General features: G+C 73.8%; 19 protein-coding genes. 9 read left to right on the top strand and 10 right to left on the bottom strand.

The window, feature by feature from the left end; translation table 11 throughout:
* Positions 1-20: 20 nt before the first annotated feature.
* The 3 genes from ACZ5WK_RS24500 to ACZ5WK_RS24490 form a co-directional block, all read right to left on the bottom strand.
* Positions 21-677 (bottom strand): HAD family hydrolase, encoded by a 657-nt coding sequence (locus tag ACZ5WK_RS24500; protein ID WP_465550066.1) that lies wholly within the window; start codon positions 675-677, stop codon positions 21-23.
* Positions 678-753: 76 nt separating this feature from the next.
* Positions 754-1,263: a DUF6912 family protein gene (locus ACZ5WK_RS24495; protein ID WP_465550064.1), complete on the bottom strand. Its 510-nt coding sequence runs from the start codon at positions 1,261-1,263 to the stop codon at positions 754-756.
* Positions 1,264-1,499: 236 nt separating this feature from the next.
* Positions 1,500-2,570 carry a patatin-like phospholipase family protein gene (locus ACZ5WK_RS24490; RefSeq protein ID WP_465550062.1) on the bottom strand — a complete coding sequence of 357 codons (1,071 nt, stop codon included), beginning with the start codon at positions 2,568-2,570 and terminating at the stop codon, positions 1,500-1,502.
* Positions 2,571-2,990: 420 nt separating this feature from the next.
* Between ACZ5WK_RS24490 and ACZ5WK_RS24485 the strand changes: the two genes are divergently transcribed.
* The gene (locus ACZ5WK_RS24485; RefSeq protein WP_465550060.1) at positions 2,991-3,572 is read left to right on the top strand and encodes an Rv3235 family protein; all 582 of its coding nucleotides are present in this window, start codon (positions 2,991-2,993) and stop codon (positions 3,570-3,572) included.
* A gap of 203 nt (positions 3,573-3,775) precedes the next feature.
* Here ACZ5WK_RS24485 and secA read toward each other — a convergent pair whose 3' ends face one another.
* Entirely contained in the window at positions 3,776-6,538 is a 2,763-nt protein-coding gene (gene secA / locus ACZ5WK_RS24480) for a preprotein translocase subunit SecA (protein WP_465550058.1), read from the bottom strand.
* Positions 6,539-6,789: 251 nt separating this feature from the next.
* On the opposite strand from secA, the gene ACZ5WK_RS24475 reads away from it, so the two are divergent.
* Positions 6,790-7,356, top strand: a complete 567-nt coding sequence (locus tag ACZ5WK_RS24475; protein WP_465550056.1) for a GNAT family N-acetyltransferase — start codon at positions 6,790-6,792, stop codon at positions 7,354-7,356.
* Positions 7,357-7,546: 190 nt separating this feature from the next.
* A complete protein-coding gene (locus ACZ5WK_RS24470; RefSeq protein ID WP_465550054.1) occupies positions 7,547-8,740 on the top strand; it encodes a winged helix-turn-helix domain-containing protein in 1,194 nt (397 codons plus the stop codon).
* Between the two features lie 36 nt (positions 8,741-8,776).
* Here the strand turns inward: ACZ5WK_RS24470 and ACZ5WK_RS24465 are convergent, their stop codons facing one another.
* Positions 8,777-9,535, bottom strand: coding sequence for a response regulator (locus tag ACZ5WK_RS24465; protein ID WP_396322777.1), 759 nt, complete (start codon positions 9,533-9,535; stop codon positions 8,777-8,779).
* 250 nt (positions 9,536-9,785) lie between these two features.
* Complete coding sequence (gene hpf / locus ACZ5WK_RS24460; protein WP_396322778.1) at positions 9,786-10,478, bottom strand: ribosome hibernation-promoting factor, HPF/YfiA family; 693 nt, start codon at positions 10,476-10,478, stop codon at positions 9,786-9,788.
* A 429-nt stretch (positions 10,479-10,907) separates the two neighbouring features.
* Here hpf and ACZ5WK_RS24455 point away from each other — a divergent pair, with 429 nt between their 5' ends.
* Positions 10,908-11,645 (top strand): ComF family protein, encoded by a 738-nt coding sequence (locus tag ACZ5WK_RS24455; RefSeq protein ID WP_465550212.1) that lies wholly within the window; start codon positions 10,908-10,910, stop codon positions 11,643-11,645.
* On the opposite strand, the gene ACZ5WK_RS24450 is transcribed toward ACZ5WK_RS24455, so the two are convergent.
* The 3 genes from ACZ5WK_RS24450 to mtrA are packed head-to-tail and all read right to left on the bottom strand — an operon-like array spanning position 11,642 to position 16,323.
* Complete coding sequence (locus tag ACZ5WK_RS24450; protein WP_465550051.1) at positions 11,642-13,519, bottom strand: LpqB family beta-propeller domain-containing protein; 1,878 nt, start codon at positions 13,517-13,519, stop codon at positions 11,642-11,644. The genes ACZ5WK_RS24455 and ACZ5WK_RS24450 overlap by 4 nt on opposite strands.
* Positions 13,494-15,644 (bottom strand): MtrAB system histidine kinase MtrB, encoded by a 2,151-nt coding sequence (mtrB, locus tag ACZ5WK_RS24445; RefSeq protein ID WP_465550049.1) that lies wholly within the window; start codon positions 15,642-15,644, stop codon positions 13,494-13,496. The genes ACZ5WK_RS24450 and mtrB overlap by 26 nt, the downstream gene beginning before the upstream one ends.
* Position 15,645: 1 nt before the next feature.
* Positions 15,646-16,323 carry an MtrAB system response regulator MtrA gene (gene mtrA, locus ACZ5WK_RS24440; RefSeq protein ID WP_030061806.1) on the bottom strand — a complete coding sequence of 226 codons (678 nt, stop codon included), beginning with the start codon at positions 16,321-16,323 and terminating at the stop codon, positions 15,646-15,648.
* A 288-nt stretch (positions 16,324-16,611) separates the two neighbouring features.
* Between mtrA and ACZ5WK_RS24435 the strand changes: the two genes are divergently transcribed.
* From ACZ5WK_RS24435 to ACZ5WK_RS24415, 5 genes are all read left to right on the top strand, one after another.
* The gene (locus ACZ5WK_RS24435) at positions 16,612-17,826 is read left to right on the top strand and encodes a DUF7847 domain-containing protein (protein WP_465550047.1); all 1,215 of its coding nucleotides are present in this window, start codon (positions 16,612-16,614) and stop codon (positions 17,824-17,826) included.
* Positions 17,827-17,831: 5 nt separating this feature from the next.
* Positions 17,832-18,503, top strand: coding sequence for a DUF4129 domain-containing protein (locus tag ACZ5WK_RS24430; RefSeq protein ID WP_465550045.1), 672 nt, complete (start codon positions 17,832-17,834; stop codon positions 18,501-18,503).
* A complete protein-coding gene (locus ACZ5WK_RS24425) occupies positions 18,500-19,807 on the top strand; it encodes a DUF4350 domain-containing protein (RefSeq protein WP_465550043.1) in 1,308 nt (435 codons plus the stop codon). Before ACZ5WK_RS24430 ends, ACZ5WK_RS24425 begins: the two co-directional genes overlap by 4 nt.
* Positions 19,808-19,908: 101 nt before the next feature.
* On the top strand, positions 19,909-20,838 hold the full coding sequence (locus tag ACZ5WK_RS24420; RefSeq protein WP_465550210.1) for an AAA family ATPase: 930 nt from the start codon (positions 19,909-19,911) through the stop codon (positions 20,836-20,838).
* Positions 20,839-20,875: 37 nt separating this feature from the next.
* The gene (locus ACZ5WK_RS24415; RefSeq protein WP_405365779.1) at positions 20,876-22,186 is read left to right on the top strand and encodes a DUF58 domain-containing protein; all 1,311 of its coding nucleotides are present in this window, start codon (positions 20,876-20,878) and stop codon (positions 22,184-22,186) included.
* Between the two features lie 26 nt (positions 22,187-22,212).
* Here ACZ5WK_RS24415 and ACZ5WK_RS24410 read toward each other — a convergent pair whose 3' ends face one another.
* On the bottom strand, positions 22,213-23,205 hold the full coding sequence (locus ACZ5WK_RS24410) for an EamA family transporter (protein ID WP_465550041.1): 993 nt from the start codon (positions 23,203-23,205) through the stop codon (positions 22,213-22,215).
* Between the last annotated feature and the right edge of the window lie 299 nt (positions 23,206-23,504).

Raw genomic sequence — 23,504 nt, 5'->3', positions numbered from 1 at the left:
GCCCCGGGCGGCCGCGGGGGTCAGCCCGCCATCCGCCCGGCCAGCTCGACCGCCTCCGCCAGACTGTCCACCACCGGGACGCCGACCGGCTCCAGCTTCTCCCGGGTGTGCGAGCCGCCGGTGTACAGCACGGCCTGGGCGCCCGCGTTCAGCGCCGCCAGCGCGTCGTCCGCGGCATCGCCGATCAGCACCGTACGGGCCGGGTCGACGTGCGCGCCGAGCGCCGCCAGGTGCCGGGTCAGGTGCTCCGCCTTCTGGCCGCCGGACGGGCCGCTGCGGCCGTCCACCCGCAGGAAGTGACCGGTCAGGCCGAACGCATCGACCACCGGCAGCAGCCTCTCGTGGTCGTACATCGACAGCAGCGACTGGCTGTGCCCGGCCGCCTGCCAGTCGTCCAGCAGCTCCACGACCCCGTCGGTCAGACCGCAGGCCACGCTCAGCTCCCGGTAGCGGTCGTGGAACGCGTCGTCCAGCAGCAGCCACTCGGCCTCGGAGGGCATCCGGCCGAGCAGCCGCTGGTAGAAGCGGGGAATGGGGATCTCGTACTGCTCCCGGTACTCCTGCATGGTCATCGGCGCGATGCCGACGGTCGCGAACGCGGCGTTGCTCGCGCCGAGCACCGCCTCCATGTCATGGAAGAGCGTGCCGTTCCAGTCCCAGACGATATGAGTGCGCACGGAGGGAACGGTAACCCCGGCGGCCGACAGGCCGGTAGGACGGGGCTCACGCGGGCCGCCCGCCGGGGCCGGCGGCTCAGGCCAGCAGGGAGGGGATCTCCTGGGTGGCGAACCAGAGCAGGTCGTGGTCCTCCGCGCCGTCCACCGTGAACTGGGCGTCCTGGTCGCCCGCGTCGGCCGCCGCCACGGCGGCCACCGCCGCCTCGACGTCCGTGACCACCTCCTGGTCGGCCACGTCCGCGTGCACGGCGGCCGCCTTCGCCAGCCGCACCGGGCCGGCCAGCACCACGCGGCCCAGCGAGGCCTGGTCCTGGTACTCGTCGCCGGGGAACGGCTCGACCGCGGAGTCGGCGACGTCCAGCGCCACCACCACCCGGCGGCGCGGCGCGTCCGGATCCGCCGCCAGCAGGCGCAGCGAGGACTGGGCGGCCCGGTTGAGCGCCGCGTACTCCAGCTCCTCGATGTCGTCGCTGACGTACCACTCGCGCAGCGCGGGGGTCACGGCGTACGCCGCGGACTGCTCCAGGGCGCCGCCCGGGTGCGCCGCCGCCAGGCCGGTCAGGGTGGTGGGCACGTACACGCGCATGGGTGGCACTCTCCGGTTCGTCCAGCGGCACAGCTTCCAGCGCCCCCAGAATAAGCGCCGGGACGGCGCCCGTGATCACGCGCTCACCGCCGTCCGCGCCCCGTGCGCCGGGTACGGAGGGGGCGACGTGGCCCGACGGTCGCCGCGTGCCCGGTCACGGCACGCCCGGCCGCGCGCCCCTGGGGCGGCCTTCACGCCCGAGCCGCCCTACCCCCGGGGCCCTTCCTCGCGCCTGGTCACCGGACGCCGTCCAGGGCCGCCCGGCTGGTCTGCAGCGCGCTCTCCAGCACCGCGCCGCGGCGGGCCGGGTCCATCATGTTCGGGCCCATCACCACCAGGTCGGCCAGGGTCGGCGCGAGCAGGTGCACCCGGACGCCGCTCTCCCGCAGCACCCTGGCCTCGCGCAGCAGCTGCCGGGTCACGGCCCGGCGGTAGCGGCCGACCAGCTGGGCGAGCACCCCGCGCGGGCGGTCCCGGGCACGCCACTCGCGCAGCGCCGCCAGAGTGCCCCGGCCCGGGCCCTCGGACGACTCGGTGCGGCTTCGGGGGTCCAGGCGCAGGCCCATCGGGGCGAGCACGTAGACCTCGTCCAGGCCGCGGCCGAGCATGAGGTCCGCGTTGGTGGCCGACCAGCAGCCGCCGTCCACGTACGCCGAGCCGTCCACCCTGACCGGGGTGAACCAGCCGGGGATCGCGCAGGAGGCCATCACGGCCTCCGCGACCACCGCGGGCGGCGCGTCCGGGTCGCCGAAGACCACCCGGTGACCGCTGCGGTAGTCCACCGCGGCCACCCGCAGCGGCGAGCCGTCCGGAAAGCCGCCCGGGCCGAGCAGGCCGCGCACCAGGTCGCCGACCGGGGTCAGCGAGCCGCGGCCGTGCGGCGCCATCGCCGAGACCATGGTCAGCAGCGGGTACTCGCGCGGGTGCCGGACGGCGTCCCGGAGCAGGCCCGGCGAGCCGATTCCGGCGCGTGGCCGCGGGGGCAGGGCGCCGCCGACCGCCGTGTCGTAGTCGAAGTCCACCCCGGCGAGCGGGCCGGTGGTGACGGGCAGGCCGCGCTGGTGGTCGCGGAGCTGGTCGGCGCGGACCCCGCCGGCCAGCATCGCGCCGAGGATCGCGCCCGCCGACGTGCCGAGGACCACCTCGGCGCTGCCCGGCTGCCAGCCGGCGGCCTCCTCGACGGCGCAGAGCGCGCCGACCGTCCAGGCCGCGCCGAGCATCCCGCCGCCGCCCAGCACCAGGCCGCGCCGGGGAGCGTCATCGGCGGGGCATGGCGCCGCCCTCGTCTCCGATACCCGTGTCGTCATGCCGGCCGCCTGTCGTCGTCGGGGCGGTTGTCGTCCGTGCCTTGGCTGTCGTCCTGCCGGGGCTGTCGTGCGCTTCGGGCGCTGTCCTCCGTCTCGGGGTGCCGACACCGGCCTCCGCGGCTTCCGGTCCGGATCCGATCGTGCGCGCCGACCGGCCGGCCGCGCAACGCCGCACCCCCGGCGCGACCACCCGTCCCGGCGTACCCGACCGTCCCCTTTCGGGCCTTCCGACCGGGCCCCGCACGTCAACCGCGTGCCCCTCAAGCGGTGCCGACGCCCTTCGCCACACTGGCCCGTTCACCCGGATAGGTGAACCTCCGGAGCGGCCGGGGGCGAGCCGGGAACCCGGTTGCCGACCCGCGCGAAGCACAACTACCAAGGACCCGTCCGTACTCGCACCACCCGCTCCGAGGAGTGCCCATGTCCGCCCGCCCGACCCCCACCGGCCCTGTTCCTGCCGGCCCTGTTCCTGCCGGCCCTGCCCCGGCCGGTCCTGTGCCCGGCGGCCCCGCCGGCCCGCACCACGCCGCCCGGACCGGCCGGACCGGCCCGACGTCGGCCCGCCCGCACCACCCGCACCCCACCACCCGGGCCTGCCACCACCCGCCCGCCGGCCGGCGTCCGCGCCACCCACGGGCCGCCTGCACCACCGCCGGCTCCTCCCCCACCGCCCCGGGCCTCCGCAGCGGGCTGAGCACCCGGTTCGCCCACCAGCTGGTCGAGGTGCTCACCGGCGCCCGGCCGTCCGGCCAGCTGATGCGCCACACCTCGCTGGACGGCTACGGCCAGCTGGCCGCCCTCGTCCGTGCGGGCACACTGCGGCGCGGCGCCGCCGCCGGCCGGCCGCGGCTGGGGCCGGTGCACGACAGATCGCCCTCCCCCGACGCGGTCGAGGCCTGCGTCCGGGTCGACCTCGGCAGCCGGCATCACATGGTGGCGTTCCGGCTGGAGCTGCGCGGACCCGCCGGGCAGTGGCAGTGCACGGCCGTGGAGGCCCAGTGAGCAGGGGGCCGGCGACCGCGCCCCCGGCTCCCGCCGCGCTCGGCCGTCGCGCCCCGGCGGCCGTCACGCCCGCCTGCTCCACCCCGGGCGCCGTCCCCGCCCTGGGCGCCGTCCCCGCCCAAGCCGCCGCAACGGCGCAGGGCGCCACCCCCGTACGGGAGTGGCGCCCTGCGTGGCCGCGGGCCGGGCGGACCGGCCGTGCCTCAGCTCTTGCGACGGCGGCCCTTGGCCGACTTGGCGGCCTTGCGGCGCTCGGCGCGGGTCAGCCCGTCGCCCTCGTCCTCCGGCGCGAGGTCGTCGAAGTCGCCCTCGACGACACCGCCGCCGACCTCGTCCGAGGGGGCCGTGTAGTGCAGCCGCTGCGGCTTGGGGGCCTCCAGGCCCTTGGCCTTGATCTCCGGACGGGCGGCGTCCTTCTCCAGCTTGTCGAGCACCACCTCGGCGTCCTCGACCGGCACCTCCTCGACCTGCTGCTCGACCTGGACCTCCAGGTTGAACAGGTAGCCGACGGACTCCTCCTTGATGCCCTCCATCATCGCGGTGAACATGTCGAAGCCCTCGCGCTGGTACTCGACCAGCGGGTCACGCTGCGCCATGGCCCGCAGGCCGATGCCCTCCTGGAGGTAGTCCATCTCGTAGAGGTGCTCGCGCCAGCGGCGGTCCAGCACCGAGAGGACGACCCGGCGCTCCAGCTCGCGCATGATCTCCGCGCCCAGCTGGTCCTCACGGGCGCCGTACTGCGCCTGGATGTCCTCCTGGATGACCTTGGCGAGGAACTCCGGGGTGAGCCCGGCGGTGCCGCCGGCCTCCTCCTCCAGCTCCTCCAGCTCCAGGGTGACGGGGTAGAGCTGCTTCAGAGCCGTCCAGAGCTTGTCGAGGTCCCAGTCGTCCTCGAAGCCCTCGCCGGTCGCCGCCTTGACGTACGCCTCGACGGTGTCGTCCATGAAGTGGCCGACCTGCTCCTGCAGGTCCTCGCCCTCCAGCACGCGGCGGCGCTCGCCGTAGATGACCTCGCGCTGACGGTTCAGCACCTCGTCGTACTTGAGGACGTTCTTACGGATCTCGAAGTTCTGCTGCTCGACCTGGGTCTGCGCCGAGGCGATGGCGCGGGTGACCATCTTGGACTCGATCGGCACGTCCTCGGGCACGTTGGCCATCGAGAGCACGCGCTCGACCATGCCGGCCTTGAACAGGCGCATCAGGTCGTCGCCGAGCGACAGGTAGAAGCGGGACTCGCCCGGGTCGCCCTGACGGCCGGAGCGGCCGCGCAGCTGGTTGTCGATCCGGCGGGACTCGTGCCGCTCGGTGCCGAGGACGTAGAGGCCACCGGCCTCCTTGACCTCGTCCTGCTCCGCCTTGACGGAGGCCTTGGCCTTCTCCAGCGCGGCGGGGAACGCGGCCTCGTACTCGTCCGGGGTCTCGGTCGGGGTGAGCCCGCGCTGCGCCAGCTCGGCCGCCGCGAGGTGGTCGGAGTTGCCGCCGAGCATGATGTCGGTGCCACGGCCGGCCATGTTGGTGGCGACGGTGACGGCGCCCTTGCGGCCCGCCTGCGCGACGATCTGCGCCTCGCGCTCGTGGTGCTTGGCGTTCAGCACCTCGTGCGGGATGCCGCGCTTGCGCAGCTCCTGCGACAGGTACTCGGACTTCTCCACCGACACGGTGCCGACCAGCACCGGCTGGCCCTTCTCGTGCTTCTCGGCGATGTCCTCGACCACGGCGGCGAACTTGGCCGGCTCCGACTTGTAGATCAGGTCGGGCTGGTCGATGCGCAGCGGCGTCTTGTTGGTCGGGATCGGCACCACGCCGAGCTTGTAGATCTGGTGGAACTCGGCCGCCTCGGTGGTACCGGTACCGGTCATGCCGGCCAGCTTGTCGTACAGGCGGAAGAAGTTCTGCAGGGTGATGGTGGCCAGCGTCTGGTTCTCGTTCTGGACCTCCACCCCCTCCTTGGCCTCGATGGCCTGGTGCATGCCCTCGTTGTAGCGGCGGCCGGCGAGGATACGGCCGGTGTGCTCGTCGACGATCATGACCTCGCCGTTCATCACGACGTAGTCCTTGTCCGCCTTGTACAGCTCCTTCGCCTTGATGGCGTTGTTCAGGAAGCCGACCAGCGGGGTGTTCACCGACTCGTAGAGGTTGTCGATGCCGAGGTAGTCCTCGACGCGGGAGACACCCTCCTCCAGCACGCCGACGGTGCGCTTCTTCTCGTCGACCTCGTAGTCGCGGTCGATCTTCAGGCGCTGCACCAGCTTGGCGAAGTCGGCGTACCACTTGGTCGCCTGGTCGGCCGGGCCGGAGATGATCAGCGGGGTACGGGCCTCGTCGATGAGGATCGAGTCGACCTCGTCGACCACGGCGAAGTTGTGGCCGCGCTGGACGAGTTCGTCCTTCGACCAGGCCATGTTGTCGCGCAGGTAGTCGAAGCCGAACTCGTTGTTGGTGCCGTACGTGATGTCCATCCCGTACTGGCGCTTGCGCTCGGCGGGCGTCATGTTGCCCAGGATCACGCCAACTTCCAGGCCCAGGAAGCGGTGCACCCGGCCCATCCACTCCGAGTCGCGCTCGGCGAGGTAGTCGTTGACGGTGATCAGGTGCACGCCCTTGCCGGTCAGCGCGTTGAGGTACGCGGGCAGGGTGCCGACCAGGGTCTTGCCCTCACCGGTGCGCATCTCGGCGACGTAGCCGTGGTGCAGCGCGGCGCCGCCCATGAGCTGGACGTCGTAGTGCCGCTGGCCGAGCACGCGCTTGGCGGCCTCGCGGACGGTGGCGAACGCCTCGGGGAGGATGTCGTCCAGGGTCTCGCCGTCGGCGAGTCGCTGCTTGTACTCGTCGGTCAGCGCGCGCAGCTCGGCGTCGGTGAGGTTGACGAAGTCCTCTTCGATGGAGTTGACCTGGGCAGCAATCCGCTGCAGCTTGCGAAGGATCTTGCCTTCGCCGGCGCGCAGGATCTTGTCGAAGACGGACACTTGAGCGGGCTCCTTGCCTGTATTGGCACTGGACGACTGCACGGGGGGTCCACCCCACCGCACGGGCCATCGTATGCGAGGAGTCCAACGCCCCGGGAGGTGCGTCAGCACGCTATTCCCGTGTCACTCGTGCGAGCACATGACCCGATAGCACCGCCCACCGGGGCAAAACGGTCAGCACTGCGGGCAGTTGGGCGGTTTAGCCGGTTAATCGGATGCTCCCATTCCTCCCTGCACGGAATAATCCGCACATGGCAGCGCGACCCGACACCCCCGCCCTCGTCACCCTCGGCACCGAGCGTCTGGTCCTGCGGCCGCCGCAGCAGTCCGACGTCGACGCGATCTTCGAGGCCTGTCAGGAGGCGGAGATCCAGCGCTGGACGGTGGTCCCGAGCCCCTACCGGCGCGAGGACGCGGAGTACTTCGTCAACGACCTGGCCGCCAACGGCTGGCGCACCGGCGACAACCTCATCTGGTGCGTGCTCGAGCGCGAGACCGGCGCCCTGGTCGGCACCCAGGGGCTCGTCAGCTGCCCCGGGCGCCCGGGTACCGCCGAGGTCGGCTGGTGGGCGGCCAAGGAGTTCCGCGGCCGCGGGTACACCGCCGAGGCCGCCCGCGAGGTGGCCCGCTACGGGCTCACCGAGCTGGGCCTGCGCCGGCTGGAGTGGGTGGCGTACGTGGGCAACGAGGGTTCGCGCGCGGTCGCCGAGAAGGTCGGTTTCCGCTTCGAGGGCACCCTGCGTTCGTTCGCGGAGCAGCGCGGCGAGTTCCGCGACTCCTGGGTCGCCGGGCTGCTCGCCACCGACCTCGCCGGCTGAGTTCACCGACCGAGTTCACCGGCCGGGCTCACCAGCCGGGTCCGCCGACCGGTCCGCCGCTGGAGTCCCGCACCGCCCGCGCCCGCCCGCCGCGCGCATGGACGGGCGCGCGCATGGACGCGGGCAGGCGAGCGCGGGCGGGCAGGCAGGCGGACGCGCGTTGTCAGTGCCCCGGTCTACGCTCGCCGGCATGACCGCCTCGACTCCCGCCCCGGCCCCCGTCGCCGCCCTCGGCGCCGACGACGCCCGCCGCATCGCCCTGCGCGCCCAGGGCCTGCTCGGCGCGCCGGACCGCCGCGGCGGGGTCCGCGGAGTACTGCGGCACCTGGGCGCCGTCCAGCTCGACACCATCTCGGTGCTGGCCCGCTCGCACGAGCTGATCCCGTACGCGCGGCTCGGCGCGGTCGGCCGCCCGGCCGTCGAGGCGGCGTACTGGGGCTCGGGGGCGAGCTTCGAGTACTGGTCTCACGCGGCCTGCATCCTGCCGATCGAGGAGTGGCCGCTGTTCGCGTTCCGCCGCCGGCGCTACCGCGAGCGCGCGCACGTCTGGGGCAAGCAGGTGGACGAGGCCACCTACCGCTCGGTGCTGGACCAGCTGCGCGCCGAGGGGCCGCTCACCTCCACCGAGCTGGGCGGCGCCAAGAAGACGGCCGACTGGTGGGACTGGTCCGACACCAAGATCGCGGTGGAGCGGGCGCTGGCCTTCGGCGACGTGGTCTGCGCCGAGCGCCGGAGCTGGAAGCGGCTCTACTCCCTGGCCGAACAGGCCGTCCCCGCCGGGCTGTTCGAGGCCGAGCCGACCGACGAGGAGTGCCTGCGCACCCTCGTCGCGCAGTCCGGCGCCGCGCTCGGCGTGGCCACCCGGGCCGACCTGCTCGACTACCACCGGCTGCGCGCCGACCAATTGGACGCGGTGCTGGCCGACTCCGGCCTCGTCCCGGTGGAGGTGGCCGGCTGGGGTCCGGCCGGCGCCCCCGCCGCCGCCTGGGCCGATCCGGCCGCCCTCGCCGCCCCGCCGCGCGGGCGCCACCGCACCACACTGCTCTCCCCGTTCGACTCGCTGGTCTGGGACCGCGCCCGCACCGAGCGGATCTTCGGCATGGCGCACCGGCTGGAGGCCTACACGCCCAAGCACAAGCGGGTGCACGGCTACTTCGCGATGCCCTTGCTGGCCGGCGGGCAGCTGGTCGGCCGGGTCGATCCGGCCCGTGAGGGAAGGACGCTGGTGGCCCGTCAGATCTCGCTGGACTCCGCACGGCACGTCGGGGCACTGGCGGCCGCCCTGCGCGAGGCCGCCGAGTGGGTGGGCTGCGACGCCGTCCGGGTCGAGGCGCTGCACGACGAGTCCTTGCGCCCGGCTCTGGAGAAGCTGCTCACGAGCTAGGGCCGGCGCGCCCCGGGCCCACAACTGCGGCCCGTGTCACCCTATTTCGAGGATCTTCTCCCGCATCGCGTAGACCACGGCCTCCATCCGGGAGTGCAGCTGGAGCTTCTCCAGGATGTTGCGCACGTGGTTCTTCACGGTGTTCTCGCTGATGAACAGCTCCTTGGCGATCTCCCGGTTGTTCATCCCGGTGGCCACCAGCTTGAGCACCTCCAACTCCCGGTCGGTCAGCCGGGGCGCGGGCACGAGGTCCCGGTCGTCGGAGCGGCGCTGGATCATCGACTTGAACTCGGTGAGCAGCTTGGAGGCCATCGACGGGCTGATCTGGGACTGCCCGTCGGCGACCGCGCGGATCGCGGTGGCGACCTCGTCGGTGGAGATCTCCTTGAGCAGGTAGCCGGTCGCACCGGCCTTGATCGCCTCGTAGAGGTCGGCTTCCTCGTCGCTTATCGTCAGCATGATGATCTTGGTGCTGGGCACCACGTCCTTGATCGCGGTGCAGGCCTCGATCCCGCTGCGGCGGGGCATCCGGACGTCCATCAGGATGATGTCGGGCAGCAGGTCGGCCGCCTTCAGCACGGCCTCGGCGCCGTCCCCGGCCTCACCGATGACCTTGATGTCCTCCTCCTCCGCGAGCACGATCTCCAGCCCGCGGCGGAACAGCGCATGGTCGTCCACCACCAGGACGCGGATCGGCTCCCGCCGGTGCGGGGCGTACTCGGACTCGTCCCCCCGCCCGGGCGCCACCCCCGTGACCGGCCCCGTAGCGGGCCCCAGCCCGAAGTGATCCCCCATCCGCTCCTCCCCCGTCGCCGGTCGTCGTGCGCCAATCATTCCACGGCCCGGACACCCTCCGGTCACCCTCCGACGCCGAATCCTCTGCAGCGGGTGACCCCGAGGGCACCGGGGGGACGGCCCGGGCGCGCCAGGGGCAGGTCAAGGGCTGGCCAGGGGCAGGTCCGGGGACGCCGCCCCCACCCCGGAACGCCGGTGACCCCGGCGGCAACGGCCGCCGGGGTCACCTCTCCCAACAAAGCTCGGACGGTCAGTCCTCGTCGTCGGACCCGCCGATCGCACCGCCTGCGCCACCACCGGCCGTGGACGAGCCGTCGGCCTTCAGGTGGATGACGCCGTAGTTGTAACCGTGCCGGCGGTAGACGACGCTCGGCAGGCCGCTGTCCTTCTCCACGAAGAGGTAGAAGTCGTGGCCGACCAGTTCCATCTCGTAGAGCGCCTGGTCCAGCGCCATGGGGGCGGCCGGGTGGGTCTTCTCCCGGACCACCAGCGGGCCTTCGCCCTCCACTTCCAGGGATCCCATCATGGTCTTGCGGACGGCCCCGTTGGTCTCGCCCTCCTGCTGCGTCGTGGCGGGCAGCGCGGCCAGGGCCGCGGTCGCCTCGGCGACGCTGATGGGGGTGCGGCCGTTGCCGCCCTTGTGCACCCGGCGCCGGTCTGCGGACTTGCGCAGCTGCGCGTCGAGCTTCGCCGAAGCCAGGTCGAGCGCCGCGTACGGGTCTCCGGCGGCGGCCTCGGCCCGGATCACGGGCCCACGGGTACGGAGAGTGATCTCCACCCGCTCGGACCGGTCGGCCTGACGCGGGTTGTGCTCCTTGGACACCTCGACGTCGAGGCTGATCACCTTGCCGTCGAACTTCTGGACCTTCTCCAGCTTCTCGGCCACGTGCTCGCGGAACCTCTTGGGCACCTCGGTCTTGCGGCCCTTGACGACGATGTCCACGCAGAACTCCGATCCCTCGTGCTGACGCCGATCCGGGTGCTACCGGATCGGGCTGAGACCCAGCCGGACCAGCCCATCCACTGCCGGCCCTCCGCCCCCGCCGCGAGCGACGGAAACGACTGGCCCTCACCTCACTTCCTCCCCACCAGGGACGGTTGAAACCCCCTGGAGCCTCATCGAACACCTCACACGGGGTTTTCGCCTCCCCAGGCGGGGGAGCGGGTATGACCCGATGCCGCGGGCTGGCGGTCAAGCTGTTGCACCCTGTCTACCCTCCCGCGAGTGAAACATGGGTAAATGCCTGGACAACACCCCCCGTACGGCGCATTCTTTGCTCACTCTCCGTGCCTGCCGTCGCCAGGAGCAGCCGTGCCGCCCACCCCCAGCGCCGCCCACCCGCAGACCGCCCAAGGGCCGTTCGCCAACGCACTGGCCGGGCTGCTGGACGTGCTGCTGCCGGCCCGGTGCGCCGGCTGCGGCGCCGACCGCGCGCAGCTCTGCCCGGCCTGCCTCACCGCCCTGGCCACCGCCCGCCCCGGCCCGACCGCACTGCCCTGGGTGCACGCCGCCGCCCCGTACGCCGACCCGGTCCGCCAGCTGCTGCTGGCCCACAAGGAGCGCGGCGCGCTGCGGCTGGCCGGCCCGCTGGGCGAGGCGCTCGCCCGGGCCGTGCGCTCCTCGCTCGGGCCGCGCGCCGGGCTCGCGCCGCTGCTGCTGGTCCCGATGCCCTCCGCCCGAGCCGCCGTCCGCGCCCGCGGGCACGACCCGACGCTGCGGCTGGCCGGCGCCGCCGCCCGGTCGCTGCGCCGGGCCGGGCTGGACGCCCGCGCCGCGGCGCTGCTGCGGCACACCCGGCCGGTCGCCGACCAGGCCGGCCTCACCGCCGCCGAGCGCCGGCGCAACCTGCACGGCGCGCTGACCGTCCTGCCGGGCGCGCACCACCGGCTGACCGGCCGTCAGCCGGTCCTGGTGGACGACCTGGTGACCACGGGTGCCAGCCTCGCCGAGGCCGCGCGGGCCCTGGCCGCCGCCGGCCTTCCGCCGAAGGCCGCCGCCACCGTCGCGGCCGCCGTCCCGCACCTGCCCGCCGTCCCGCACCGCACCGCCGGTCCTGCGCGCCACCCGGCCCGTACGGGCCCCGCCGGCCGGGCCTGGTCCAAGCCCTAGCCCGGGTAGATGAAGGAGGTCGCCCGCAGGTTCGGGTTGACCTCCCGCCACTGGTTGTTGGTCAGCCGGAAGATCGTGCCGGTGGAGGTCTGCCGTGCGATCACCGGCGGCACCTGGTTCGGGGACTCCGCGCGGAACTCCGAGGCCTCCGCCGAGGACATGCCCTCGCCGCCCTGCAGCGAGGCGTCGCTGCTCTGCGAGCCGTCGGTGCTGATGTAGTGCAGCTGCTGGATACGGCCGTTCTCCTTGCCCAGCACGAGCAGCTGGTCGGTCTCCGCCCAGGACACCGAGGTGATCTCGGTGAGCAGCGGAGCGGCCGAGCGCAGCCCGGTGATCCGCGCGGTGGGCGCCTCCTTGGTGCCGCCGTGCACCACCAGGCCGAGCCAGAGCGACCGCACACCGGCCGGGTTCCTGAGGACCAGGGCGATCCGGACGCCGTCCGAGGAGACCTTGAGGTCCTGCACGACCTGCCCGTCGAGGCCGTCGACGGGCACGGTGTACACCTTGCTGCCGCGCACCATCAGGACCCGCCGGTTCTGCGGGTCACGGTCCACCAGCCAGAGGTCGCCGCGGCCGTCCCAGCTGGGCGAGGCGAGCGCGTCCTCGGTGCGGTCGCCGGACCGGGCCGGGGTGGCGAGCAGCGGTTCGGGCATCGTCGGCATGCTGTCCGAGAGGGCCACCGAGTAGAGCTGGTGGCCGTTGCCGCTGATCGCCGCGGCGCGTTCGCCGTCCCGTGCCACCGCGATCGGGCCGAGCGCCGGCTGCTTGTTGGGCTGGGGCTTGCCGAGCGGGCCGCGGACGGCGGTGCCGTCGGTGTCGCGGGCCTCCATCAGCACGCCGTCGTCGGCGCGCTGGAAGTACTGCCTGGCCGCGGCCGAGCCGGCCAGCGCACCGGGGCCGGTGACGGGTACGTCGAGGCTGGCGGCCTGGCAGCCGTTGCCGTGCGAGCTCTTCAGCTCCACCCGGTCCACCTGCCCCTTGCCCTGGTCGGCGAGGGTGTAGAAGAGCTGGGTGGCCATCTGCCGGCAGGCCGTCTGGTTGGCGAGGTCGGCGCCGTTGAGCACCACGTGGGCGGTGCGGCCCTCGTCGACGCCGACCCGGTCGACGGTCGCTCCGGTCGGGAAGGCGGTCCGTGCCACCGGCGAGAGCCAGTCGGACGCACCGGCGACCACGGCCTTGGCGGCCGAGGTCAGCGTGTCTATTCGGCGCCGCAGGTAGATCGGGTCGGCGATCAGCACGTCCTGGGTGCTGACCGCCGTGGTGCCGGCCGCCGACGGGTCCTGGGCCGCGTAGAAGAAGCGGTCCACCTGGCGGAAGCTGTTGCGGAAGTTGGTCTGGTTGATGATCAGACCGTCGGGCAGCTTGGCGATGCGCCACTCGCCGCCCTTCTCCCGGACGAACGTGAACGGGAGGTCCACGTCCAGCTGCCCGCCCGAGAAGGTGTAGGAGTGCTTGTCGTCCACCTTGGCGACGACCTTGCCGGGGACCTGGGTGGAGTACGACGTGTCGGCGTCCGTCACGGTCTGGTTGGACCGCGGAATGGGGTTGGCCTCCAGCACCTGGATGCCGGCGTCCGGGTTCCAGTGCGCGGCCGCTTCGTCGGTGAGGTACTTGCGTGCGGTGTCGTAGCTCTCGTCCGCGGTCAGCGCGTCCAGGAAGCCGGTGAGCAGGCCGTCCGGCTTGGCGCCCTTGACCGGCCCCACCGGGAAGACCCTGACCTGGAGGTTCTTGTCCGCCGAGCCCTGCGCCAGCTCGACCTTGCCGATGCCGCCGGAGTCCGGCATCGCCGCGCAGCCGCCCGCCAGCAGGGCGACCAGCACCGTGCCGGTCACCGCGGCCGTCCGCGGTTCAGTACTGCTGCTGGTCCTTCGCACGCTGCGACCCCTCCGTGTCCGTCCCGCCCGCACCGACCGCGGCCTCCGCCGCACCCGCAAGGTCCGGCTCCGCCGTCCGCTGCGCCATCGACGGCCGTCCCGGCGTCGGGTCCACCATGACCTGGGCTCCGGTGGCACCGTACCCGGCCCCCACGGTCCGCACGTCCGAGGGGTCGGAGCGCGGCCCCTCCGGCAGCCTGGGGCTGCCCAGCCCGGGGCCGATGCTCAGCACGCCGCCCAGCCCGCTGCCGAACCCGTTGCCGGCGCCCTCCGGGGTCTCCGGCACGCCCTGGTCCTCGGTGACGGTCAGCGCGGTCGCGCCGGACGGGCGGATCGCCCGCCGGTACGGGGTCCCGTAAGAGCCGAGGCCCCGGTTGTTGCGGGAGTCCTCCGGCTCCAGCCGGAACGGCGCCCGGCTGATCTCGCCGCCGCGGGTGCGCGGCAGGGTGAGCCGGAAGTGCGAGCCGCCGCCGGGTTCGCCCCAGGCCTGCAGCCAGCCGCCGTGCAGGTGCGCGTCCTCGACCGCGATGGAGAGGCCGAGCCCGGTGCCGCCGGTGGTCCGCACCCGGGACGGGTCGGCCCGCCAGAAGCGGTGGAACACCCGGGACGCCTCGCCGGGCTTGAGTCCGATGCCGTAGTCGCGCACGCCGACCGCGACCGCGCCGTCGGCCGAGCCCAGCCGGACCACGACGTCGCGGCCCTCACCGTGCTCCAGCGCGTTGACGACGAGGTTGCGCAGGATGCGCTCGATCCGGCGGGAGTCGACCTCGGCCAGGACCGGCTCGCCGTCGCCGCGGACCACCACAGCGCTGCCCTTGGCCTGGGCCAGCGGGTCGGCGGCCTCGATCACCCGGCCGACGATCTCGCGCAGGTCGACCGGCTCGGCGTCGAGGATCGCGGCGCCCGCGTCGAAGCGGCTGATCTCCAGCAGGTCGGCGAGCAGCGACTCGAAGCGGTCCAGCTGGCCCTGGAGCAGCTCGGCCGAGCGGGCCGCCATCGGGTCCAGGTCCTCGCGGCTGTCGTAGATGAGGTCGGCGGCCATCCGCACGGTGGTGAGCGGGGTGCGCAGCTCGTGCGAGACGTCCGAGACGAAGCGCCGCTGCACGCGGGAGAGCTCCTCCAGCTGGCGGATCTGCGCCTGCAGTGCGTTGGCCATCCGGTTGAACGACTCGCCGAGACGGGCGATGTCGTCCGTCCCGGTGACCTTCATCCGCTCCTCCAGGTGCCCGGCGGCCAGCCGCTCGGAGATCCCGGCGGCCATCCGGACCGGGGTCACCACCTGGCGCACCACGAGCCAGGCGATGCCGCCCATCATGATCACCACGAAGACGCCGGCGGTGGCCAGCGTGCCGGTGATCAGGCCGAGGGTGTCGGTCTCCTGGCCGAAGGAGAAGACGTAGTAGAGCTGGTACGGGGCGCCGGTGGGCCCGGAGAACTGCATGCCGACGGCCAGCCCCGGCTCGGTCCGGCCACCGCTCTCCGGGGCGCGCCGGATCACGGTCGGCTGGTCGAAGATGCCGGCCTCGGACGTCACCTTGGCACGCAGGGAGTCGGGGATGCTGCTCGGCTGGATGTCGCCGGAGTAGCGCGGCCCGAGGCCGGTCTTCTCCAGCGAGAGGTGCTGCTCGCTGTCGGGCATGATCGCGATCACCGAGTAGACGTTCTGCCCGCTGGCCGCGAGGTCGCCGACCTGCTTCAGCAGCCAGGTGCCGATCTCCTCGGTGGTCGGGTCGGCGATCGGAGCGACCTTGAGGCGCAGTTCCTTCGCCTCGTCGATCTTCTTCTGCTCGGTCTGGAAGCCGGCCCGGGCCTGGCTGCGCGCCGAGTCCCGCTTGGTGTTCAGCAGCCCGTTGCGGACCTGGGCCACCACCACGACACCCAGCACCAGCACCACGACGACCGACAGCATCAGGGTGGCCGCGACCACCCGCAGCTGGATGGAACGCCGGTACAGCGCCAGGACCCGGTTCACGGGCCGGCGCAGCTGACGGATCACGGGTGCGAGCAGGCCCGCGGGGCCGCGCCGGCGGCGGCTGCGCGTGGTCGAGCTCAGCACGTCCCCGCGCACGGCGGCGCCCCCGTCGGTCGCGGTACCCGACGGGGTCTCGTCAGCCTGGTACGTCACGTCAGCTGGGTCCGGCCTTGTAGCCGACGCCGCGGACGGTCACCACGATCTCGGGGCGCTCCGGGTCCTTCTCGATCTTGGAGCGGAGCCGCTGGACGTGCACGTTGACCAGGCGGGTGTCCGCCGCGTGGCGGTACCCCCAGACCTGCTCCAGCAGCACCTCGCGGGTGAACACCTGCCAGGGCTTGCGGGCCAGCGCGACCAGCAGGTCGAACTCCAGCGGGGTCAGCGGGATGCCCCGGCCGTCCCGCTTCACCGAGTGGCCGGCCACGTCGATCACCAGATCGCCGATGGTCAGCTGCTCGGGCGTCGGCTCCTCGGCACGACGCAGCCGGGCCCGCACCCGGGCCACCAGCTCCTTGGGCTTGAACGGCTTGGTGACGTAGTCGTCGGCCCCCGACTCCAGGCCGACCACGACGTCCACGGTGTCCGTCTTGGCGGTCAGCATGACGATCGGAATGCCCGACTCGGCCCGGATCTGCCGGCAGACATCGATGCCGTCCCGTCCGGGCAGCATCAGGTCCAGCAGGACCAGGTCGGGCTTGGTCTCCCGGAAGGCGGCTAGCGCCTTGTCCCCATCCGCGACGAAAAACGGCTCAAAACCCTCACCACGCAGCACAATGCCGAGCATCTCGGCCAGTGCGGAGTCGTCATCAACGACGAGGACACGTCCCTTCATGCATCCATCCTCTCATTACCGGATTGTGACCTGCCGCACAGCAGTCCCATTGCTCCAGAACGGCCAAGTCCCCGCCCGGGCGAATTCCGGCCATACCGGACGAATATCCCGGCCCGAACCGTCACCCGAGCCCCGCTGACCTCCCGCCGGCCGGCCGCCGGCCTCCCGTTGCGGTTCAGCAACCGGATACCCCTGGGGCCCGTCCGACCACCATGGCACGATGGGCGCTGCGCGCGGGTGAAGATCCACCCGGCCCCGCGAACCCTGACGCCCCTCCGAGGAGCAGTGATGACCGACACCCCGGGCTGGGCCTCGCCCAGCTCGTCCGAGCCGCCCCGCGACGAGGCCCGGCCCCCGGCCGACGCATCCGCCGCCGTGCCCGGGCAGTCGGTACCACCCCACGGCGCGCCCGCCGCGCCCCCGGCCCGGGACGCCGGCCACGGCGGCCCGCAGCAGGGCAGCGGCCCCCAGTACGGCGGTCCCCACTACGGCGGCCAGGGCCCCTACGGACAGCCCGGACAGTACGGCTGGGGCGCCCCGGCCAGCCCCAAGCCCGGCGTGATCCCGCTGCGCCCGCTCGGCCTCGGCGAGATCCTCGACGGAGCCGTCTCCACCATCCGCAAGCACTGGCGCACCACGCTCGGCCTCTCCCTCGGCGTCGCCGTGGTCCAGGAGGCCGCCGTCGTCGGCACCCAGCTGGCCGTCGACGGCAACACGGGCGACCTCACCCCCGTGGTGTCCGCCCTGATCAGCCTGCCGGTGGCGATGCTGCTCGGCGTGGTCGCCGCCGCCCTGCTGACCATGGTCGTCAGCCGCGCCATCCTCGGCCAGGCCGCCACCGTCCGCGACGCCTGGCGCGACGCCCGCCCCCGGCTGCTCCAGCTGATCGGCCTGACCCTGCTGACTGGCCTGATCAGCGCCGGCATCGTCCTGCTCGGCTTCGCCCCGCTGATCGGCTACCTGCTGGCCGGCGCGGACGAGCCCATCATCGTGGGCCTGCTGGCCGTGGTCGGCATCCTCAGCATCCCGGTCGCCTTCTGGATCTGGATCCAGCTCAGCCTGGCCGCCCCCGCCCTGATGCTGGAGAAGCAGGGCGTCCTGCCCGCCCTCTCCCGCTCCCGCCGCCTGGTCCGCGGCTCCTGGTGGCGGCTGTTCGGCATCAACATCCTCGGCCGGCTGCTGGCCGGCCTCGTCGCCGGAATGCTCAGCATCCCGTTCGCCGTCATCGGCCTGGTCCTCGGCTTCGACGACCTCTCCGACCAGCTCGGCTCCGGCGAGCCGGCCACCCTGCCCGTCGCCATGCTGATCAGCAACGCGATCGCCGGCGTGATCTCCTCCACCCTCACCATCCCGTTCACCGCCACCATCGGCGTCCTGCTCTACGTCGACCAGCGGATCCGCCGCGAGGCCCTGGACATCGAGCTGGCCCGCGCCGCCGGCCTGCCCGAGTACGGCGGCACCGGCTGGAGCGACCCGGTCGGCCAGAACCCGGCGAGGCTCTGAGCCGGATGCCGAACTGGGGGGAGAAGGTGCTGGCCGCGGGCGGGGCCCCGGTCACCACCCCGCGTGACCCGGCCCGCGACGCCGTCCGCGACGAACTGCTCAAGGCCGACTACCACCGGCACGACCCGAGCCTCCAGGAGCGGGTCCTCGACTGGATCACGGAACGGATCGACGACGCGCTCAACGCCATCACCGGTGACGGCACCACCGGCACCACCGGCCTGATCCTCTTCCTGGTGGTCGCCGTCGTGATCGCGGCCTCCCTCTGGTGGCGCCTCGGCGCGCCCAAGCGGGCCGCCCGCACGACGCTCGACGTCTTCGGCGCCGCCGCCCCGCGCAGCGCCGCCCAGTACCGGGCCGACGCCGAACGGCACGCCACCGCCGGCCAGTGGGCCGAAGCCGTCCGCGAGCAGATGCGCGCGGTCGTCCGGGCCCTGGAGGAGCGCACCCTGCTCGACACCCGCCCCGGCCGGACCGCCGACGAGGCCGCCACCGAGGCGGGCCGCATGCTGCCCGCGCACGCCGCCGCCCTCACGACGGCCGCCCGCACCTTCGACGACATCGCGTACGGCGAGCGCACCGCCGACCACGCCGCGTACCAGCTGCTCCGCGACCTCGACCAGGCCCTCGAACGCGCCCGCCCGGCCCTCGCCGCGGCCCCGGGAGGAGCGGCATGACCACCACCACCCCCGGCGCCTCCCCCGGCCCGGCCGCACCGCCGACGCCCACCGGAGCACCGGCCGTACCGCCCGGCGCCACGGCCACCGGAGCGCCCTCACCCGCCGGGCCGCCCGCACCACCCGAGCCCCGCGTCAGCCCCAGCAGCCTCGCGCCCACCGGCCGCAGCCTCTGGTACCGCTCGCGCTGGTTCCTGCTCACCGCCGTCCTGGTCCTGGTCGCCGGCGCCCTCCTGGCCGCCCTGAGCCAGGACCGCCGCTACCCGCCGCTGGACCCGCGCTCCTACGACCCCTCCGGCGCCCATGCCGTGGTCGCCCTGCTCCAGCGGGAGGGCCTCAAGGTCGACATCACCACCGACCCCACCGCCCGCACCACCGGCAACGACACCCTCGTCGTCCCCGAACCCGACCTGCTCAGCCCCGAACAGCTGCGCACCATCGCCGCCGCCAAGCACGCCCGGCTGATCCTCCTCTCCCCCGGCCCGGCCGCGCTCAGCGCGCTGGCCCCGGGCGTCCGCACCTCCGACGAGGGCGGCGGTGTGCCGTACGCCGGGGTCCGCAGCACCGCCGCCCAGTGCGCCCTCACCGAGGCCGTCCGGGCCGGCACCGCCCACCTCGGCGGTCTGCTCTACACCACCGGCAGCCGCGGCGAGGGCTGCTACCCCCGCGGCCACGGCTACCCCCTGGTGGCCGTGCCGACCGGCAAGGGCACCGAGGCCGTCGTCCTCGGCAGCGGCGACTTCCTCAGCAACGAGCTGATCAAGAAGGACGGCAACGCCTCGCTCGCCCTCGGCCTGCTCGGCTCCCAGCCCAACCTGACCTGGCACCTGCCCGACTACTCCGCCCCGGTGGCCGCGGGCGGCGACAAGCGGTTCACCGACTACATCCCCGACGGCTGGCGCTGGGGCGCGTACCAGCTCGCCATCGCCGTCCTGCTGGCCGCCGTCTGGCGCGCCCGCCGGCTCGGCCCCGTCATCAGCGAGAACCTGCCCGTGGTCGTCCGCGCCGCCGAGACCACCGAGGGCCGGGCCCGCCTCTACCGCCGGGCCAAGGCCCGTGGCCGTGCCGCCGACGCCCTGCGCCGCGCCACCGTCCACCGCCTCGCCCCCACCCTCGGCCTTCCGCTCAGCGCCGGCGCCCCCGACCCGACCGCACTCTGCGCGGCGGTCGTCGACCGCCTCCCCGACCGCCCCGCCGGAGACGTACGGACCCTCCTGTACGGCCCGCCCCCGACCGACGACGCCGCACTGCTGCGACTCGCCGACGACCTCGACGCCCTCGAAAGGCAGGTACGGAAGCCGTGACCGAACAGGCCACCGCCCAGCTCCGCATCACCCCCGGCACGGCACCCGCCACCCCCGGCACCACCGTCACCCCCGGCACCGCGGGCGACCCCCGCCAGGCGCTGACCGCCCTGCGCTCCGAGATCGCCAAGGCCGTGGTCGGCCAGGACGCCGCCGTCACCGGTCTCGTGGTCGCCCTGCTCTGCGGCGGCCACGTGCTGCTGGAGGGCGTCCCCGGCGTGGCGAAGACCCTGCTGATCCGCACCCTCTCGACGGCGCTCAGCCTGGACACCAAGCGCATCCAGTTCACCCCCGACCTGATGCCCGGCGACGTCACCGGCTCGCTGGTCTACGACGCCCGCACCGCCGAGTTCTCCTTCCAGCCCGGCCCGGTCTTCACCAACCTGCTGCTCGCCGACGAGATCAACCGCACGCCGCCGAAGACCCAGGCCGCCCTGCTGGAGGCCATGGAGGAGCACCAGGTCACCGTCGACGGCGAGCCCCGCAAGCTGCCCGTCCCGTTCCTGGTCGCCGCGACGCAGAACCCGGTCGAGTACGAGGGCACCTACCCGCTGCCCGAGGCCCAGCTCGACCGCTTCCTGCTGAAGCTGATCCTGCCGCTGCCCGACCGCGACCAGGAGTACCAGGTCCTCGCCAAGCACGCCTCCGGCTTCGACCCGCGCGACCTCGCCGCCGCCGGCGTCCGCCCGGTCGCCGGACCCGAGCACATCGCCGCCGCCCGTGAGCAGATCGCCAGGCTCACCGTCTCGCCCGAGGTCCTCGCCTACATCGTCGACCTCTGCCGGGCCACCCGGCAGTCCCCGTCGCTCTCCATCGGCGTCTCCCCGCGCGGCGCCACCGCCCTGCTCGCGGCCTCCCGCGCCTGGGCCTGGCTGGCCGGCCGCGACTACGTCACCCCCGACGACGTCAAGGCGCTGGCCCTGCCCACCCTGCGCCACCGCGTCGCGCTCCGTGCCGAGGCCGAGATGGAGGGCGTCACCGCCGACTCCGTCATCCAGGCCGTCCTGGCCCAGACGCCCGCCCCCCGCTGACCGCCTCCACCGCCTCGCTCACGAAGGAGCGCACCGCATGGCCCTCACCGGGCGAACCGCCCTGCTCGCCGCACTCGGCGCGCTCGTCGTGGGCCTGCTCCTGCCCTCCTGGGGCGGGATCGCCGCCGTCACCGGCGCGGTCCTGCTCGCCGTCGTGACCGACCTGGTCATCGCCGCCCCGGTCCGCCGTCTGCGGATCACCCGGGGCGGCGACACCACCGTCCGGCTCGGCGAGCCCGCCTCCGTCGAACTGACCGTCACCAACCCCGCCGGCCGCCCGCTCAGAGCCCGCGTCCGCGACGCCTGGGCCCCCTCCGCCTGGCGGCCCGGCAGCGAGATCGCCGCCTCCCGGCACACCCTGAGCATCCCCGGGCACGAACGACGCCGCGTCACCACGGTGCTCACCCCGACCCGGCGCGGCGACCACCACGCCCACAAGGTGACGATCCGTTCGCTCGGCCCGCTCGGCCTGGCCGGCCGTCAGGGCTCCCACCTCGTCCCGTGGACGGTCCGCGCCCTGCCGCCGTTCAACAGCCGCAAGCACCTGCCCTCCCGGCTCGCCCGGCTGCGCGAACTCGACGGCCGCACCTCCGTCCTGACCCGCGGCCAGGGCACCGAGTTCGACTCCCTGCGCGAGTACCTGCCCGGCGACGACATCCGCTCCATCGACTGGCGCGCCAGCGCCCGCCGGCACACCGTCGCCGTCCGCACCTGGCGCCCCGAACGCGACCGCCACATCCTCGTCGTCCTCGACACCGGCCGCACCTCGGCCGGCCGGGTCGGCGACGCGCCCCGCCTGGACGCCTCGCTCGACGCCGCACTGCTGCTCACCGCGCTCGCCACCAAGGCCGGCGACCGGGTCGACCTCCTTGCCCACGACCTGCGCAAGCGCGTCTCGGTGGCCGGCCGCGCCCCCAACGAGATCCTGCCCGCCTTCACCACCGCGATGGCCACCCTCGAACCGGCGCTCTACGAGACCGACATGCGCTCGCTGGTCGCCACCGCGCTGAAGATGGCGCCGCACCGCTCACTGATCGTCCTGCTGACCGGGCTCGACGCGGCCCCCGTCGAGGACGGCCTGCTCCCGCTGCTTCCGCTCCTCACCAAGCGCCACGAGGTCGTCCTCGCCTCGGTCTCCGACCCGCACCTGGACGAGCTGGCGGCCGGCCGCGGCACCGTCGAGGCCGTGTACGGCGCGGCCGCCGCCGAACAGACCCGCGCCGACCGCCGACTCACCGCGGACCGGCTCACCCGCGCCGGCGTCACCGTCCTCGACGCCCCGCCCGCCGCCGTGGCCCCCGCCCTCGCCGACACCTACCTCGCTCTCAAGGCCGCCGGCCGCCTCTGACGGCCGGCGGCTCTGCCCGCTCCCGGCTACCGCTCTGCCTGCCGCTGCTGCCGCTCTCCGCGGCCGGTGCGCTTGCCGCCGACCGGAGCCGTGAGGAGGGCCAGTCCCAGGGCGAGGACGGCCAGCCCGCACCAGGAGGCCACCGGCAGACGCTCACCGAGGACGGTGACACCCAGGACGGCCGCCACGGCCGGCTCGGCGAGGGTCAGCGTCGTGGCCACCGAGACGCCGGTGTGCCGCAGGCCGCGTCCGAAGAGCCGGTAGGCCAGGTAGACGGTGAACACGGCCAGGTGCAGGGCCACCGCCGCGCCACGGACGCTAGCGAGCCACTGCGGCCCGGCGGACAGCACGATCGGCAGGACGAGCAGCGCGGCGGCGCCGAACAGCACCCCCATCACCGCGTCGGAAGGATGTCCACGCGTGATGAGCCGGCCTCCGATCAGGGAGTACACGGCGTAGGACAGCCCGGCGGCCGCGGCGAGCGCGATTCCGGTCGGGTCCACGGGTGTGGCACGGCCGGTCAGCCCGGGGCCCAGCACCAGGAGCGTGCAGCCCAGAACGGCGGCCGCGGTGGCACCGGCCCAGCGCGCGGCCGGCCGGCCGCCCCCGGCGATCCAGGACAGCAGCCCGGCGAAGACCGGCGCGCTGCCCAGCGCGATCACGGTGGCCACGGCCACGCCGGTGCGGCCCACGGCCGGGTAGAAGGTCACCGGGTAGCCGGCCACCGCCGCCGCACCCACGGCGAGCAGCCAACGCTCGGTACGCGAGCAGGCCGCAGGCAGCGCGCGGGCACCCAGGGACGTCAGGAACAGCAGCAGACCGCCGAGGGTGAGGCCGGCACAGCCGACGGCCGCCGCCGGCACACCGGCCGGGGCCATCGAGCCGGCGGTCCCGGTCGTCCCCCACAGGACGGCAGCGGTGAGGATGGGGACCGGCCCGCCCAGGAGGGCGGCGCTCTTCGTCTGCGAGGCGTCGCTGGTCGGGCGGGCGGGAGTTCGGGGAGAAGTGCGGTTCGGCACAGTCGTGGTCTTCCGTCGTCGAATACGTCAAGGACCGGATTCGAAACAGGCGCACGACAGGAACCCCTGACCACCCTGCGGGCCGGCCGGGATCCCGGGTCAAACCATCAGCGTCGGCGCCCGGTCAGGCGCCGAGCGGCGGCAGAACGACGTGCCAGTAAGCGTTCACCCGACGATCGTACCTGCGGGGAGTCTCCGGGAAATGCAAAGAACCCCCGATCCGTGACGGATCGGGGGTTCTTTGTGAATGATTGTTCGGCGGCGTCCTACTCTCCCACAGGGTCCCCCCTGCAGTACCA

It is taken from the genome of Kitasatospora sp. NPDC032757 (assembly GCF_055579305.1).
The sequence above is the reverse complement of the archived record's forward strand: the minus strand, read 5'-3'. Positions and strand labels throughout refer to the sequence as shown.